This window comes from Martelella sp. AMO21009, from assembly GCF_053484295.1.
Genome location: NZ_JBAKFR010000019.1, coordinates 74,310 through 88,785, shown reverse-complemented (window position 1 = coordinate 88,785; position 14,476 = coordinate 74,310). Strand labels below are relative to the sequence as shown.

Sequence of the window (14,476 nt, the reverse complement as noted above, 5' to 3'; positions counted from 1 at the left end):
AATAACTGTCAGGCATGTCTCCGAACACCTGTCAGGGATGTCTCCGGGCTTTACATCAAGCCCGAGGGTGACCCGGAGAGGGGGAGAGGGTGTTGGAGAACAGCCGTCGTCATGCTTCGAAAAGCCGTCGTCATCTTCTGTCGTACACCCCACTCCGTGTCATGCTCGTGCTTGACACGAGCATCCAGGCCACACGAAGAGCGCTGCTTGCACGCTTTGCCAGAGCCAACAGCGCTTCAGGAATGTCCAACAAAAAAAGAGGCCGGGACGAACCCGGCCTCTGCATTCCGATAGGCTTTGCGAAGCTTACAGCAGCTTGCCCATGGCGACGGCGACGTCGCCCATGCGGTTGGAGAAGCCCCATTCATTGTCGTACCACGACAGGATGCGCACGAGCTTGCCTTCCAGAACCTTGGTCTGCTGGGCGGAGAAGATCGAGGAGGCCGGGTCGTGGTTGAAGTCGCGGGAGACCAGCGGCTCTTCGCTGTATTCCAGAACGCCCTTCAGCTTGCCTTCGGCGGCTTCCTTGATCGCGGCGTTGACTTCTTCCTCGGTCACATCACGGGTCGGCACGAATTTCAGGTCGACGACCGAGACGTTCGGGGTCGGAACGCGGATCGAGGAACCGTCGAGCTTGCCCTTCAGGTCCGGAATGACGAGGCCGATCGCCTTGGCCGCGCCCGTCGAGGTCGGGATGATCGAGAGGGCGGCGGCGCGGGCGCGGTACAGATCCTTGTGCATCGTGTCCAGCGTCGGCTGGTCGCCGGTGTAGGAGTGGATCGTGGTCATGTAGCCACGCTCGATGCCGAACTTCTCATGCAGCACATAGGCGACGGGCGCCAGGCAGTTGGTGGTGCACGAACCGTTGGAGACGATGATGTCGTCCTTGGTCAGGCTGTCGTGGTTGACGCCGAAGACGATGGTCTTGTCGGCGCCGGCCGACGGGGCGGAGACCAGAACGCGCTTCACGCCGCTCTGCAACAGCACTTCGGCCTTTTCCTTGGCGGTGAAGATGCCGGTGCATTCCAGCGCGATGTCGACATCGCTCCAGGGGAGATCCTTCGGGTCGCGGATCGCGGTGACGCGCATCGGGCCGAGACCGGCGTCGATCGTGTCGCCATCGACCTTGACCTCATGCGGGAAGCGGCCATGCACGGAATCGTATTTCAGCAGGTGCGCGTTGGTTTCGACCGGGCCGAGATCGTTGATGGCGACGACCTCGATATCCTTGCGGCCCGATTCGATGATGGCGCGCAGAATGTTGCGGCCGATGCGGCCAAACCCGTTGATGGCAACTTTTACAGTCATGTAAGAAACTCCCTATTCGCGAATAGTTTCACAAAGTCCCAAGGCCGCACATCTCTGAAAGCTTCCGGGAGGGAGCGGAGAAAACGGTCTTGCGAGGCCTCGGCCCCGGTATAAGCGGTTATGTTCGGAATTTCAGCAAACATCTTCAGTTTGCGGCAATTTCCGGCGCACCGCCCGGCTTTGGGCCGGGCGGCTTGCGTTTCGTCAAATCAGGCGCGCTTCTTTTCCACGGCCTTGACCACGGCATCGGCGGTGATGCCGAAATGCTCGAACAGGGCCTCGCCCTTGCCCGACGCGCCGTAGCCGGTCATGCCGATGAAGATGCCGTCGGTGCCGATGAACGCGTCCCAGCCCATGCGGATGCCGGCCTCGACGCCCACCTTGATCGGCGAGTTGCCGATGATCGCCTTCTGGTAATCTTCCGGCTGCTCGAAGAACAGTTCCATGCACGGCACGGAAACGACGCGGGTGGCAATGCCCTTGTCGCTCAGCTTCTTCTGCGCCTCGACGGCGAGCCCGACCTCGGAGCCGGCGGCGAAGATCGTCACTTCGGCGTCATTGGCCGGGATCAGATCATAGGCGCCGGTCGCGCACAGGTTCTTCTCGGAATAATGGGTGCGCACCGCCGGCAGGTTCTGGCGGGTGAGCGCGATGCCGGAGGGGGCATGCTTGCTTTCGAGCGCGAGCTGCCAGCATTCGGCGGTTTCGGTGGCATCGGCCGGGCGGAACATCAGAAGGTTCGGCACGGCGCGCAGCGAGGCCATCTGCTCGACCGGCTCGTGGGTCGGGCCATCCTCGCCGACGCCGATCGAATCATGCGTCCACACGTGGATGACGCGGATACCCATCAGCGCGGCCAGACGCACCGAGGTGCGGCAATAGTCGGAGAAGATCAGGAAGCCGCCGGAATAGGGGATCAGTCCGCCATGGAGCGCGATGCCGTTCATGGCGGCGGCCATGGCGTGCTCGCGGATGCCCCAGTGCATGAAGCGGCCGGAGAAGTCGTCCGGCTTGATCGGGGCGGTCTGGCTGGTGTTGGTGTTGTTGGAACCGGTCAGGTCGGCAGAACCGCCGATGGTTTCCGGCACGACGCCGTTGATGACTTCCAGCGCGTTCTGCGAGGATTTGCGCGAGGCGAGCGTCGGCTTTTCCTCGGCAAGCTCTTTCTTGTACTTCTGGATCGCGCGGTCGAACGAGCCCGGCAGGTCGCCGGCGAAGCGGCGGGTGAACTCGGCCTTGACGTCGGCCTTGGCGGCGTCGAGCTTCTTTTCCCACTCCACGCGCATCTTGGTGGAGCGCAGGCCGGCAACGCGCCAGGCATCGAGGATTTCCTCCGGTACCTCGAACGCCGGGTATTCCCAGCCGAGCGCCTTGCGGGTGGCCGCGATTTCCTCGTCGCCGAGCGGCGAACCGTGGGCCTTGTTGGTGCCCGCCTTCTTGGGCGCGCCGTAGCCGATCGTGGTCTTGCAGGCGATCAGGGTCGGCTTGTCGGACTTGTGGGCTTCCTCGATCGCAGCCGCGATCTCGTCGGGATTGTGGCCGTCGATATCGATCGTGTGCCAGTTGCAGGCCTTGAAGCGGGCGATCTGGTCCGTCGAATCGGCCAGCGAAACCGCGCCGTCGATGGTGATCGAGTTGTTGTCCCAGAACAGCACGAACTTGTTGAGCTTCAGGTGGCCGGCAAGCGAAATCGCCTCCTGGCTGATGCCTTCCATCAGGCAGCCGTCGCCGCACAGCGCGTAGGTGTAATGGTCCATCAGCTCGTCGCCGAATTCATTGGCGAGCTTGCGTTCGGCGATCGCCATGCCGAGCGCATTGGCAATGCCCTGGCCGAGCGGACCGGTGGTGGTCTCAATGCCGGAGGCGTGGCCGTATTCGGGATGGCCGGCCGTCTTGGAGCCGAGCTGGCGGAAATTCTTGATATCCTCGATCGTCATGTCCTCGTAGCCGAGGAGGTAGAGCAGCGAGTAAAGCAGCATCGAGCCATGGCCGGCCGACAGCACGAAACGGTCGCGGTTCGGCCAGTCGGGGTTCTTGGGATCGAACCGCATGAAGCGGGTGAACAGCACCGTGGCGACATCGGCCGCGCCCATCGGCAGGCCGGGATGGCCGGAATTGGCCTTCTGCACGGCGTCCATGGAGAGGAAGCGGATCGCGTTGGCCATCCGGTTATGTTTATCAAGAGAAGTCATGTTCTTCTTCGCTTTTCTTGAGTCTGTGGGAATGACATCGGTCTTCGGGAGTGACACTGGTCGACGGATTACCGGCGAAAACGCCGGACGGCAATGCTGCCGCGAAAACTATTATGTTGATCCGAACGACAAGGCAGCCGTCCTCAGGCGCCCCCTTGCCCGGAAAACGACGGGACCCTACACCATTTCATACGGGCCTGCCACCGCTTAAATCAGCAAGTTTGCGGGCGTCGCAGGATTATGGCCGGAGCCTGCGGCGCGGCGCGCGGCGGGATATTTGCGCATGCCAGTGGCCGCGAACCATGTTTCCTATTGACAACTATCAGGCTGCGTTGACCTCGGCTGTTAACACTCCCTAAGATCATAATGAAAATTAGAGCATCTTGGCGATTCGCTCTCGACGTAGCGATGGTTTGCCGAATATGCCGGGTCAAATTCCATCACGGGGTGGGGTTACAAGAATGGTCGCAAACACTGACCGGTTGGACGCCGCGCTGGCCGCGCTGGAAAAGGCATTCTCGACACTCGAGAACGCGATCGACGCTCGCGCCGAAAACCTCCAGAACCGCGAAGAGCTCGAAAACGAGGTCCGGATCGTGCACGAGGACCGGGCGGGTCTCGCGCGCGAACTCGATCAGGCGCAGTTCCGGGCAAACCGGCTCGAGGAAGTCAACCGCGAGGTTTCCGGTCGGCTGGTGGCGGCGATGGAGACCATACGCTCCGTTCTCGCCCACGAGAAATAAGAGGCGAGGCAGATGGCGCAAGTCACGGTCAATATCGACGGCAAGGCCTACCGCATGGCCTGCGAGGAAGGCCAGGAGGAGCACCTGCTGGACCTCGCCGCCCGCTTCGATTCCTATATTTCCAATCTGCGCGGCAGTTTCGGCGAGATCGGCGACCTGCGCCTGACCGTGATGGCCGGCATCATGATCATGGACGAGCTCCACGACCTGCAGACGGCCGTTGACGCCAATGCCGCCGAGCTTGCGGAATTGCGCCGCGCCGCCGGCTCCGCCGACGAGACCCGGGCCGCCGAGGCCGATGCGCTTGCCGACAGGCTGGAAAACCTCGCCGAGCGGATCACGACGCTGTCGCGCAAGGTTTCCGGCGTCACCAAGTAGGCCTGCGATGGATGCCGCGCGGGCCTGCGAAGCGGTGGCGAACAGCGCCGCGCTGGTTGTCGAATATCACGGCTTCCGCCGGATCATCGAGGTCCATGCCGTCGGTCGTGGCGCGAACGGGCAGGGGCTGATGCGGGTGTTCCAGGTGGCGGGCGGCTCAAAGTCGGGAACGCTCGGCTGGAAGCTGTTTCATACTGGGGAAGCGACGCTGGTCGGCATTGCGCCCGACCCCTCCTGCGCTCCGCGGTCTGGATTCAACCCGGCCGATCCGGCAATGACGGAGGTTTTCTGCCGGGTTTGAGATGGCGACGCAGCGCGGAAAATATTCCTTTCGACTGATCGGCAAAGTTTTGCTAGCCCGCCCGAAAATATCGCTATGCCACCCCCTTCCAGCGACCCCCGCGACACTCTATATAGTAGATACGGTCTGCGCTTCTCGACAGGAATCAACGAATCCCCGGGGCCTTACTCGATCCTAAGGGAGCTGTCCCTGACCCGGCCCGTGGGCTGGGTTATATGGCGCCCACCTACTTCTGTAGGCGCCCAGGATCCAACCGATTCCATCGGTCGCCGTGGACCGCACTTCTTATCGGGGAGAACCCTCTTGGCCCTTCCCACAAAATCCGAACTGCGCAGTGAAAGCCTGAAACGGCGCGATGCGCTGTCCGTTGACGAGCGGCAGGAAAAGAGCCTGGCGATCGCCACCCATGGCGCCGAGGCGCTGTCGCGCCTTGCCGCCGGCAAATGCGTTGCCGCCTACCACCCGATCCGTTCCGAAGTCGATGTCGCTCTGCTGGCACATATGCTGGAGGATGCCGGCGCGCGGCTTGCGCTGCCGGCGGTGCTCGACCGCGAGACCATCGTCTTCCGCGCCCACAGCGCTGCCGGAACGCTGGTTCCCGGTGGCTTCGGCACGATGGCGCCGGGGGAGGAGGCGGAGATTGTCGATCCCGATATTCTTCTGATGCCGCTTTCCGTGTTCGACCGGCAGGGCAACCGCATCGGGTATGGCGCGGGCCACTACGACCGCGCGATCGAACGGCTCGCCGCCAAGGGCCGCAAGCCGCTTTTGATCGCCGTCGCCTTCGCTCTTCAGGAAGCGCCGGCGGTGCCCGCCGAAGCCCATGACATGCCGCTCGACGGCGTGATCACCGAGACGGGGCTTGCCTGGTTCGGCGATCCGCCGGAAGGTCTCTGAGCCGCTGCGCACGCTTTCGCGGCACAAAATCATTGCCATGACCGCCTCAAGGGCTCTAAACCGGCCGCAAAACCAATGCGCGGCGCGCGCGGCAGGATGGAATTTCATGCGTTTGCTTTTTCTGGGGGATATGGTCGGCAAGACGGGGCGCACGGCGGTGTGGGAACGATTGCCCGGCCTGATCAGCGACCTGAAGCTCGATTTCGTCATCGTCAACGGCGAGAATGCCGCCGGCGGCTTCGGCATCACCGAGTCGATCTTCCAGGACACGATCGATGCCGGCGCCGATGTCGTGACCACCGGCAATCATGTCTGGGACCAGAAGGACGCGATCATCTTCGCCGACCGGCACGAGCAGTTTCTGCGCCCCGCCAATTATCCGGCGGGAACGCCCGGTCGCGGCTCCTCGCTCTATTACGCCAGAAACGGCGCGCGGGTTCTGGTCGCCAACATCATGGGCCGGGTATTCATGCACCCGGAACTGGACGACCCCTTCAAGGCCGCCGAGACCATCCTGGAGGCCTGCCCGCTGAAGAGCGAGGCCGATGCGATCGTTTTCGATTTCCATGCCGAGGCAACCAGCGAGAAACAGGCCTTCGGCCATTTCGTTGATGGCCGCGCCAGCCTCGTCGTCGGCACTCACACCCACGTGCCAACCGCCGATTGCCAGATTCTAAACGGCGGGACGGGCTTTATGTCGGATGCCGGAATGTGCGGCGATTACGATTCCTCCCTTGGCATGGACAAGGAAGAGCCGCTCAACCGCTTCATCTCGAAGATGAACAAATCCCGCTTCGAAGCCGCCACCGGCCCGGCCACCATCTGCGGCCTAGGCATCGAGATATCGGATCGCACGGGACTGGCGGAGAAGATCGCGCCGTTGCGTCTGGGGCCGAGGCTTGAGGAAACGGTGCCGGCCTTCTGGGCGTAGCGACGGCTTCCGGCTGTCAACCACCCAGTAGGAATCGGCCGCCCATCCACAGGCCCATCAGGACCATCATCAGGTTCTCGGTCAGTGAGATGAAACCCAGCGGAACGGAGGAATTGCCGCCGACGCAGGCGCATTTCAGTTCTCGCTTGTCGATATAGACGGCCTTGAACACGCTGACCGCGCCCACCGTCCCGATGAACAGCGCCACCGGCGCGGAGAGCCAGGGCAGCAGTCCGGCGGTCATCAGGATACCCGCAAGGGCCTCGCCATAGGGATAGACCTTGCCATAGGGCACCCAACGCCTCGCGAGCAAATCATAGTTCAGGAACATGATCGAGAACTGTTCCACATCCTGCAGCTTCTGGATCGCGAGGATCGTCATCGAGAGCGAGATGAACCAGACCACGCTCTGCCATGTCAGCACGGTGCCGTACTGGTGAAAGGCAAGCCCCAGCGCCAGCAGGGCCGCGACCGAAAAGATCGCGATCACCGGGCGATAGCTGGTATCGGATTGCTCTTCCTCCGGCGGATCAACGCCGAGAAACACCCTGAGGTCGTCATAGCCGCCGATCCGCTCGCCGTCGATAAAGGTCTGCGGCGTTGTCTCCACATCATGTTCGCGCTGGAAGGCGTCGGTCTCCTCGCGGGACTTCAGATGGTGATCTTCGACCTGATAGCCGTGCCGCTCCAGCATGTCCTTGGATTTCAGGCCATAGGGGCAGATGTGATCGGGCATCACCATCCGGTAAAGTCTGGCGGTTTTCGCGGTCTCTGCCATTCCTTCCCTCCAATCCTGCAGGCGTTGTGGCCGTGCCCGTTATAGAGATCGGGAAACGGCTCTTCCACGTCCAACGAAACGCCGTCGGTTATGTTCCCCGGGGGAAGTGAAAGCCGATTTCCAGAAACCCCGACTGGGACTATCATGTCAGCCGGGCGCCGCGCCGGGCGGCGGAGAGAGGGAGGGCCTCATTGCCGCTGCGATCACCTTTGCGCTTTCGAATTTCACATTGACCTGTTTTGTCTTCGGCCTGATCGCCGCGGCGATCGCGCTTGCCGCGCAGCAACCGCCGCGTCCGCAAGGCGCCGTGGTCGAGGCCTTGCTCGTATGGTTCCTGTTCTTCTCGATTGGCGTCTCGCTGTTCTACAATTTCATCATGCATGTCTTTTTCGGCAAGATGACGGCCTCGTTCATCGGCTGGGCGGACAGCCTGTTCCAGGCGGAAGTCGGCTATGCCAGCCTCGGTTTCGCGGTCGTCGGATTCATGGCTTTCGCCGGCCATCGCGGCATGAGGATCGCCGCGATCGTCGGTCCCACCTGCTTCCTCTGGGGGGCCGCGGTCGGCCACGTGATCGATATGGTCCGCACCCACAATTTCGCGCCGGGCAATGCCGGCGTGATCTTCTGGACTGATATCCTCCTGCCGGTCTTCGGGCTGGTGCTGCTGGCGCTGAGCCGGGAGGGATCGCATCGGTCTGCGTGAACACGCCGGTCTGAACGGATCGCGGCCGCGTCGCGAAGACCCGGCCGCCTGTTGCATCAGCCCTTATGGGGCACGATGCCCGGAGGCTGCCAGTCGCCGTCGAGGACGGCCTGTTTCGGCCAGTAGATTCGCATCGCGACATAGAAGGGCCCGTCGGGCGCGGGCAGCCAGTTGGCCTTTTTCGCCGGGTCCGTCGGTGCGTCCTTCTGGATGTAGAGGGTCAGCGAGCCATCGGCATTTTTCGTCAGCTCCGGCAGCATCGGGGCGTTGATGAGGTAGCGGTCGATCGGGTTGGGCACAAGGTGCTGGGTCTTGCCGTCATACATGGTGACCGACCAGAAGGCGTTGGCGGGCGGCAGTTCGCCGGGCTTGAATGTGATGGTGTAATCCGATTTCGAGCCGTCGAGCTTGTTGTGGTCGATGTCGATATTGGTGATCGGGTAGACCGCCTCGGCGGTGTCATTGGCAAGCAGTCCAGCCACGGCGACGGCGGCGCGCAAGCCCCAATTGCCGTCATAGCCATCGCGATTGCCCTGAATGCCCGTGGTCACGCTCCAGCCGTTTTCGATCTTGCCCATGGATTTGATCGCGTTTGCGATATCGGCGCGGGCGGCCTTCACGCCCTGTTCGATCGCCGCAAGTTCAGCGTCGCTGGCATCCGCCGGCGGGAAGGGCTTGCCGGCTTCCAGCCCGATGCTGGCGAATTCTTCGCGCAGCGGTTTCTCGACCGCCGCCGGGCCGGTTGCCGGCGCGAACTGAAGCAGGAAGGCGAGATAGCCGAGGGGATTCTCCTTCGCCGACTGGTCGTCGATCTTCGGCCAGTCGATGGCAGGGGCCGGCGCAGGCGCCGGCTCGCCTAGGAAGGCGGAAAGCGGCTCGACGGTATAGCCGGCCTGGATCTTGCGAACGTTGTCGATATCGGCCGGGTTGAAGAGCTGGGTGCGGTAGAGCGCGGTGGCGAATTCGGTTTCCGACTGGAACACCTTGGCGATGCCCTTCGGCGCATCGCCCTTCCAGTCGGGCCCGGCCACGGCGTAGCAGGCGGCGTCATTGCCGGTGGTGCGCGAGCCGATATAGCCGAAGTTGAAGGTGTAGAGCGAAGTCAGCATCACCGAGTAATAGCGGTCCGTGTCGATTGCCGGCACGCACAGCACCAGCGGCTCGGCGCGCAGGTCCATCCAGAGCTCCGAATAGGGCGTGTCGCTGTTGGGCGTGACGATCGAGGTATCGGCCGGCGTGAACACGTTGGATTCGTTGTGAAGCGTGTTGAACGGCGCCTTGAACTGCGAATTGTCCGTGTCGATCGCCTGATCGTACATCAGCTTGTAGAGGTCCACCATCGGCAGGCCGTAAACGGTCGCCTCCTCGGCGATCCTGGCGGTGTCGGCAGGTTTGTCGGCGGCAATGCCGCTGACCGGGGCAAGAAGAAGGCCGGCGACAGCAAGGCCGGCGACGAAGGGCTTGTACATCTGTATCTCCTGTTGCGCACAGTGCCGTCGCAAGCTGCGCGTGCCGGCGGCGGTTTCAATCCTGGCCTCTATACAACCTGAAATATGAATACAGGATGTCCGGATACTTGTGATGCGGGAAAAGCGGGGCGCGACATTTTTGCGCGGGCTTCAGGCTTTGGTAACCAAACTCGCGGAGAATCCGGTTCGTCACCAGTTTTCGAGTATGTGTAAAAAGCGAGTATCACATGGTTCCGGTTTCCGCCCTTCAGGCAAAGGCGGCGCGTCCCGCGCCTTGGCTCGACACCATCATCAAGGGCGATTGCGTTGCAGCGCTTGAAAACCTGCCGGATCACTCGGTCGACGCGATCTTCGCCGATCCGCCGTATAATCTCCAGCTTGGCGGCGTGCTCCATCGCCCGGACCAGTCGAAGGTCGATGCCGTCGACGACGCCTGGGACCAGTTTGCCTCGTTCGAGGTCTATGATGCCTTCACCCGCGCCTGGCTGCTTGCCTGCAAGCGGGTGCTGAAGCCCACCGGCACGATCTGGGTGATCGGCTCCTACCACAACATCTTCCGCGTCGGCGCCAAGATGCAGGATCTGGGCTTCTGGATCCTGAACGACATCGTGTGGCGCAAGACCAACCCGATGCCGAATTTCAAGGGTCGCCGGTTCCAGAACGCCCATGAGACCATGATCTGGGCGAGCCCCAATGCGGAAGCGAAGGGCTATACCTTTAACTACGACGCCATGAAGGCGGCCAATGACGATGTGCAGATGCGCTCCGACTGGCTGTTCCCGATCTGCTCGGGCGGCGAGCGGCTGAAGGATGAGGAGGGCCGAAAGGTTCATCCGACCCAGAAACCCGAGGCGCTGCTGTCGCGCATCATCCTGTCCTCCACCAAGCCCGGCGATGTCGTGCTCGATCCGTTCTTCGGCTCCGGCACCACCGGCGCTGTCGCCAAGCGGCTCGGCCGCCATTTCGTCGGCGTCGAGCGCGAGCAGGAGTATATCGACGCCGCGCAGGCGCGCATCAATGCGATTGATCCGCTTTCGGCGGATATGCTGAAGCCGCTGCCGAGCAAGAAGTCGCTGCCGCGCGTCGCCTTCGTTTCGCTGATCGAGAGCGGCCTGCTTTCGCCCGGTGACCGGCTGACTTCGCCCAAGGGTGACCATGTGGCGCTGGTGCGCGCCGATGGAACGCTGGTCAGCGGCCAGACCGCCGGCTCGATCCATCGGCTCGGCGCTCAGGTGCAGGGCGCGGAAGCCTGCAATGGCTGGACCTTCTGGCATTATGAGGAAGCCGGCAAGCGCCATCCGATCGACCGGCTGCGCGGCGAGATCCGCGCGGCGACGGCGGCAATCTGAGCGGCCAGGACCTGCAACCTATATTAGTGAGAATGCAACTAAATATAGAGTTTGTTTAGGATTTTCGTTTATCGGTTGTTAGGTAAACCCTGCAACAGGCGTCATGACCTCCAGACACGACGCATCCTTCGGGCCCGGTCCCTGCCGGGCCCGAATTATTTCATACGGTGATGCCGTAGCCCGCGAGATCGCGTTCCAGCTGGGCGGCGTTGACGAAGCGGATGCCGTGCCATCCGGCGGTCTTCGCGCCCTCGATATTTTCCGCCTTGTCATCGATGAACAGCGTCGCCTCCGGCGTCAGGCCGAAGGTCTCGGCGTGGCGCTCGAAGATATCGCGGTCGGGCTTGACCATGCCGATCTCGCCGGAAACCGTGATGCCCCGGCCTTCCTCCAGAAACGGATAGCGCGCGCGGCAGATGCTGAACGTATCAGGCGCGAAATTGGTCAGCAGGGTGACGTCGTGTTCGGAGGCGGCAAGCTTGCGGAACAGGGCCACGGAATCCTCGTAGCAATAGGGGATCATCTCCGGCCAGTGGGCCCGGAAGGCACGGATATTGTCGGCCTCCTCGGGGTGGCGGGCAATCGCCACCGCCTCGGCTTCCGCCCAAGGGCGACCGCGATCCTGCTCGTGGTTCCAGGCATTGGTGCAGACCTCAGCGAAGAACCGGTTCCGCTTTTCCTCGTCCGGAATAATGCGCTTGAACGGGATCAGCGGGTCGTAATGCACCAGAACCTGGCCGATGTCGTAGACGATGTGGCGGATTTCAGCGGTCATGGGGTCTCCGTTTGAATGCATCGGGAACGGCCTTGGAAATGGCCTTCTTCATTACACTGGGAAGCGCTTTTTCGCCAAGCCCGGTTTCCCAGCGTCCGCCCGCAACGGGCCGTTCCGGGGTCACCGCATGCCAGACGGAAAGCCGCAGTTCGAAATGGGTGAAGACATGGGTGATCTCGCCGGCATGGCTCCAGTCGGCGGCGAAAGGGGCGGCGTCGCTGCCGGTTGCGCCATCCTGGCGGGCTGTCCAGCCGGTGGTCGGCGGTTCCGCCATGCCGCCGAGAAGACCCGTGCCGGGCCGGGTGCGCAGCAGCACGCGACCATCCGGCGTTTCGGCCACGAAGGCAGCGCCCCGACGCACCGGGCGGGCGGCTTTGGGCATTTTCAAGGGAAACCGTTCGGGATCGTCATTGGCAAGCGCCAGACAGTGCGCGCGAAACGGACAGAGCGCGCAGGCCGGCCGCTTCGGCGTGCAGATCGTGGCGCCGAGATCCATCATCGCCTGGGCGAAGTCGCCGGGCCGTTCCGGCGGCGTCAGCTTCGCGGTCCATGCGCGGATTTCAGGCTTGGCGGCGGGCAATGGGGTTTCGATCGCGAAAAGCCGGGTGACGACCCGCTCGACATTGCCGTCCACCACGGTTTCGGGACGGTCGAAGGCGATCGCGGCGATTGCCGCTGCGGTGTAATCGCCGATGCCGGGCAGCGCCTTCAGCCCTTCAAGCGTATCCGGAAACACGCCGCCGTGCTCGCGCGCGACGGTTTCTGCGCATTTCTTCAGGTTGCGGGCGCGGGCGTAATAGCCGAGCCCGGCCCAAGCGGCCATGACATCGTCGGTCTCGGCGGCGGCGAGGTCTTCGACCCTCGGCCAGCGGGCGAGGAACTTTTGGTAATAGGCCTTCACCGCCTGCACCGTGGTCTGCTGCAGCATGATCTCGGAGAGCCAGACATGGTAGGGGTTCGCTCGCGCGCCTTTCAGCCGGTCGCCGGGGCCGGTTCGCCAGGGCAGGTCGCGGTGGTGGCGGTCGTACCAGGTGAGCAGGTCGTAAGAAAAGTGATCCATGAAATTCCGGTGCTGCGCTTTGCCTCCTGATCGGGTACAGTGCCAGGCGCAAACGGGCAACATCTGCCGCCCGTTTTCATCGTTATTGTCGAAAGAGCATGATGCGTCCCACCCGTTCAAGAAGCGCCAGCCAGATTGCCGATGTCGCCAACGGCCTTATCGATCCGATTCTTGCAAAGCGGGCCGGTATCTCCACAGCGCTTCTCAACGCCTGGCCGGAGATTGCCGGCGAGACCTATGCCGAATTCTCCCGCCCTGAAAGGATCGCCTGGCCGAAACGCTCGGGCGCGGAGGAGGATGGCGGTTTCAGGCCGGGAACGCTGACGATTGCCTGCGAGGGCGCGCGGGTTCTGTTTCTCACCCACGCCCAGGACGAGTTGATCCACCGGGTCAATGGCTTCTTCGGCTATGTGGCGATCGAGCGGGTGAGGGTGGTGCAAAAACCGGTCCAGCCGCTCGGCGGGAACCATCGCCCCAAGCCCACGCTCTCGCCCTCGGAAAAGCGCGATCTCGAAGCGCGGCTCGCCGGTATTGAATCCGAGGCGCTCAGGAAAGCGATCATGCGGCTGGGTGCCGGCGTCATGAGCGAGAAGCGCAAAGGACGCCGCTAATTCAGCCATCGTTCAGCATGATCAGGTCACATTTGTTTGAAGCCTTGGCGCGGCGGGCGGCTTGTACATTCGGGCCGCGGTCGCTAGTGAGAGTTACGGGAAACAGACGAGGTAGAGACTATGCCTGAATTCGAGATCACAAAGCGGAACCTGCTGCGCGGCGCGGCTGTCGGCGCGGCCATCGGCACGATGGGCTTCTCATCCGCCATGGCGCAGGACCTGCCGAAGAGCCAGGGCAGCGTCGATATGGAAAAGGCGCTGGAACCCGGCAGCCTTCCCGATATCGCGCTCGGCGAGCCGGATGCCCCGGTCAAGATCATCGAATATATGTCCATGACCTGCCCGCATTGCGCGACCTATCAGGAAGAGACCTTTCCGGCGATCAAGGAAAACTTCATCGACACCGGCAAGGTCTATTACATCTTCCGCGAATTTCCCTTCGATCCGCGCGCCATGGCGGCCTTCATGCTCGCCCGCTGCACGCCGAACGACAAGTATGTGCCGTTCATCGACATGATGTTCCAGCAGCAGCGCACCTGGGCAACCGCCGAAGACGGCAGCGCCGCCATGCTGCAAATGGCGAAACTTGCCGGTTTTACACAGGAAAGCTTTCAGGCTTGCTTGACGGACCAGAAGCTGCTTGATGACATTAATGCAGTCAGAACGCGCGGTGCGGATGAATTCGGGGTCAACGCCACGCCGACCTTCCTGATCAACGGAAAGAAATATGCGGGGGATATGTCGGTTGACACCATGTCGGCCCTCATCAACAGCATGCTTTGACCGTACGTTCGAAGAGTTTCGGGCGCGCGCCAGCAATGGCGCGCGCTTTTTTGCGTTTGGGCAAATGTATTCGGCCTTGCGGCTTGCTCCCAATACTCTCTCCCGCTTGCGGGAGAGATGCCCCGAAAGGGGCAGTGAGGGTGAAACAGCATATCCAGTCGTGAGGGCGTTCGAGAGGAAAGACTCTCCCCTCACTGT

Annotated in this window: 15 protein-coding genes and 1 other RNA gene; 10 read left to right on the top strand and 6 right to left on the bottom strand. The window is 62.5% G+C overall.

The features are described 5' to 3' along the window. Positions 1-306: 306 nt before the first annotated feature. The gene (gene gap, locus V6766_RS18180; RefSeq protein WP_448468888.1) at positions 307-1,308 is read right to left on the bottom strand and encodes a type I glyceraldehyde-3-phosphate dehydrogenase; all 1,002 of its coding nucleotides are present in this window, start codon (positions 1,306-1,308) and stop codon (positions 307-309) included. 209 nt (positions 1,309-1,517) lie between these two features. After that, complete coding sequence (gene tkt / locus V6766_RS18175; protein WP_448468886.1) at positions 1,518-3,500, bottom strand: transketolase; 1,983 nt, start codon at positions 3,498-3,500, stop codon at positions 1,518-1,520. 461 nt (positions 3,501-3,961) lie between these two features. Here tkt and V6766_RS18170 point away from each other — a divergent pair, with 461 nt between their 5' ends. The 6 genes from V6766_RS18170 to V6766_RS18145 all read left to right on the top strand — a co-directional run bounded on the left by V6766_RS18170 (position 3,962) and on the right by V6766_RS18145 (position 6,750). After that, entirely contained in the window at positions 3,962-4,243 is a 282-nt protein-coding gene (locus V6766_RS18170) for a DUF4164 domain-containing protein (RefSeq protein WP_230719379.1), read from the top strand. Between the two features lie 12 nt (positions 4,244-4,255). Further along, positions 4,256-4,621, top strand: coding sequence for a cell division protein ZapA (locus tag V6766_RS18165; RefSeq protein WP_448431271.1), 366 nt, complete (start codon positions 4,256-4,258; stop codon positions 4,619-4,621). Positions 4,622-4,628: 7 nt separating this feature from the next. Beyond that, positions 4,629-4,922: a hypothetical protein gene (locus V6766_RS18160; protein WP_448468884.1), complete on the top strand. Its 294-nt coding sequence runs from the start codon at positions 4,629-4,631 to the stop codon at positions 4,920-4,922. Positions 4,923-5,042: 120 nt separating this feature from the next. Further along, positions 5,043-5,204, top strand: a non-coding RNA gene (gene ssrS, locus V6766_RS18155) — 6S RNA. 21 nt (positions 5,205-5,225) lie between these two features. Beyond that, positions 5,226-5,819, top strand: coding sequence for a 5-formyltetrahydrofolate cyclo-ligase (locus V6766_RS18150; RefSeq protein WP_448468882.1), 594 nt, complete (start codon positions 5,226-5,228; stop codon positions 5,817-5,819). 106 nt (positions 5,820-5,925) lie between these two features. Continuing rightward, positions 5,926-6,750: a TIGR00282 family metallophosphoesterase gene (locus tag V6766_RS18145; protein WP_448468880.1), complete on the top strand. Its 825-nt coding sequence runs from the start codon at positions 5,926-5,928 to the stop codon at positions 6,748-6,750. Between the two features lie 16 nt (positions 6,751-6,766). Here the strand turns inward: V6766_RS18145 and V6766_RS18140 are convergent, their stop codons facing one another. Next, the gene (locus tag V6766_RS18140) at positions 6,767-7,528 is read right to left on the bottom strand and encodes a MauE/DoxX family redox-associated membrane protein (protein WP_448468878.1); all 762 of its coding nucleotides are present in this window, start codon (positions 7,526-7,528) and stop codon (positions 6,767-6,769) included. Positions 7,529-7,757: 229 nt separating this feature from the next. On the opposite strand from V6766_RS18140, the gene V6766_RS18135 reads away from it, so the two are divergent. Continuing rightward, positions 7,758-8,231: a DUF6790 family protein gene (locus tag V6766_RS18135; protein ID WP_448468876.1), complete on the top strand. Its 474-nt coding sequence runs from the start codon at positions 7,758-7,760 to the stop codon at positions 8,229-8,231. Between the two features lie 56 nt (positions 8,232-8,287). Here V6766_RS18135 and V6766_RS18130 read toward each other — a convergent pair whose 3' ends face one another. Then, positions 8,288-9,700: a DUF1254 domain-containing protein gene (locus V6766_RS18130; RefSeq protein WP_448468874.1), complete on the bottom strand. Its 1,413-nt coding sequence runs from the start codon at positions 9,698-9,700 to the stop codon at positions 8,288-8,290. Positions 9,701-9,927: 227 nt separating this feature from the next. Between V6766_RS18130 and V6766_RS18125 the strand changes: the two genes are divergently transcribed. Then, positions 9,928-11,049: a DNA methyltransferase gene (locus tag V6766_RS18125; RefSeq protein WP_448468872.1), complete on the top strand. Its 1,122-nt coding sequence runs from the start codon at positions 9,928-9,930 to the stop codon at positions 11,047-11,049. Positions 11,050-11,209: 160 nt separating this feature from the next. On the opposite strand, the gene V6766_RS18120 is transcribed toward V6766_RS18125, so the two are convergent. Beyond that, positions 11,210-11,824, bottom strand: coding sequence for an HAD family hydrolase (locus tag V6766_RS18120; RefSeq protein ID WP_448468870.1), 615 nt, complete (start codon positions 11,822-11,824; stop codon positions 11,210-11,212). Then, on the bottom strand, positions 11,814-12,884 hold the full coding sequence (gene mutY, locus V6766_RS18115; protein ID WP_448468868.1) for an A/G-specific adenine glycosylase: 1,071 nt from the start codon (positions 12,882-12,884) through the stop codon (positions 11,814-11,816). The genes V6766_RS18120 and mutY overlap by 11 nt, the downstream gene beginning before the upstream one ends. A gap of 101 nt (positions 12,885-12,985) precedes the next feature. On the opposite strand from mutY, the gene V6766_RS18110 reads away from it, so the two are divergent. Together V6766_RS18110 and V6766_RS18105 are read left to right on the top strand one after the other, a co-directional pair. Further along, positions 12,986-13,495: a DUF721 domain-containing protein gene (locus V6766_RS18110; RefSeq protein WP_448468902.1), complete on the top strand. Its 510-nt coding sequence runs from the start codon at positions 12,986-12,988 to the stop codon at positions 13,493-13,495. 120 nt (positions 13,496-13,615) lie between these two features. Further along, positions 13,616-14,278 carry a DsbA family protein gene (locus tag V6766_RS18105; protein ID WP_448468866.1) on the top strand — a complete coding sequence of 221 codons (663 nt, stop codon included), beginning with the start codon at positions 13,616-13,618 and terminating at the stop codon, positions 14,276-14,278. Positions 14,279-14,476 lie beyond the last annotated feature (198 nt).